The sequence below is a fragment of the Candidatus Bathyarchaeota archaeon genome, assembly GCA_026014585.1.
GTDB lineage: Archaea > Thermoproteota > Bathyarchaeia > Bathyarchaeales > Bathycorpusculaceae > Bathycorpusculum.
Genome location: JAOZIA010000008.1, coordinates 1 through 1,249 on the forward strand (window position 1 = coordinate 1; position 1,249 = coordinate 1,249).

Annotated in this window: 2 protein-coding genes; both read right to left on the minus strand. The window is 44.5% G+C overall.

The window, feature by feature from the left end; translation table 11 throughout:
* Window positions 1-302: 302 nt before the first annotated feature.
* Window positions 303-731 (minus strand): hypothetical protein, encoded by a 429-nt coding sequence (locus tag NWF01_04305; protein ID MCW4024241.1) that lies wholly within the window; start codon window positions 729-731, stop codon window positions 303-305.
* A 17-nt stretch (window positions 732-748) separates the two neighbouring features.
* A complete protein-coding gene (locus tag NWF01_04310; protein ID MCW4024242.1) occupies window positions 749-1,051 on the minus strand; it encodes a winged helix-turn-helix domain-containing protein in 303 nt (100 codons plus the stop codon).
* Between the last annotated feature and the right edge of the window lie 198 nt (window positions 1,052-1,249).

Sequence of the window (1,249 nt, forward strand, 5' to 3'; positions counted from 1 at the left end):
ACAAGCGTCTTCAGCAATGGAATTCTTTTAATAGAATTAATATTGAAGAGGTTTATTATCAGCGAAGCCAGCGCGCCAAGTGTGATGTAGAGCATTTAACCTTCCGTTTTTTAGCCAGTTTTTCCGGTTTTTTTAATTAATTTTTCTGACTATGACACAGAAACAAGGCTAGTGGAAGGTTTTTAATACTAGAACAATGTTCTATTAAACGTAAAAATGGCAAATTTTCTTAAAAACAAAAACCCCCTTCGTTCAGAAGAGGGTTCAAATTGAAAACCGTCCGAACTTTTAGCTCAGACCGGTCATTTCCATTTGATTTTAACTTCGCCGCCTTCTTCTTCGGCAGCAAGCTCTTCATCCATGCTCTGCAGCTTGCTGGCAATCTCCGCAAGCTCATTGTTGTTCGACTTCTTGCCCATCTCCAACCCGTAGCCGATGAAGAAATCAAGGAAGCTCTTCAGCAATTTCCTGTTGTCTTGCAGGAAAGACTGAAACTCATCCTTGGTGGCATAGTTCTTCTTGATAGCCTCATCCCTGGCGATAAGCTTCTTGAGGTCAGCCTTTATCGCCTCTATCTCCTCCGTGTCCATTTTCCTATGCCCGTTGCTTTCTTCGCTCAGCCGGCTGTCAATGAGGAAATCAATGAACTCCGCCTGGCCCAAATCTCCGCGGTTGGCGTTGATTTTAGCCACGAGTTCGGCTGGCACTATGAGCATTCTTTTGTCCGCCATTTGCTCTCCTCTTTCGGCTATAGCAGTTCCCTGGGTTTACTGTTATCCATTTCTTCTTCCCCCCTCAACCCCAGGCAATCCAGCAGGGAATCTATACTTCTCAACACGCCGATTCCCTTTTTGGTCACCCTATAGGTTACGGAGGGGTTACCCAACTTTACTTTATCGACAAGGCCACGTTCCAGCATGAAATCAAGATATTTCTGGAGCTGAAAATAGCTCATATTGACGCTGTACATTATCTCAGTCTTGCCGGCTTCACCGAGCCTGAGCATGTCAGCTATTATCTCTATGCTGGACCTGCGGCGGTCTAACTGCATATTCAGCTTCCTCTGACGATTATACTATTACTATTATACTAGACATGTCAAGCATTTAGCTAGCATTTAGCCTGTCTGTACTACAGAATCAGAAGAAACCAATGTACCAATTAAGAATATCTGCCCCCAGAAGAAGGGTGATTATAGCACTCATTGAAAGGAAGGGGCCGAAAGGTATGCCCTGCTTGCGCCCCTTCA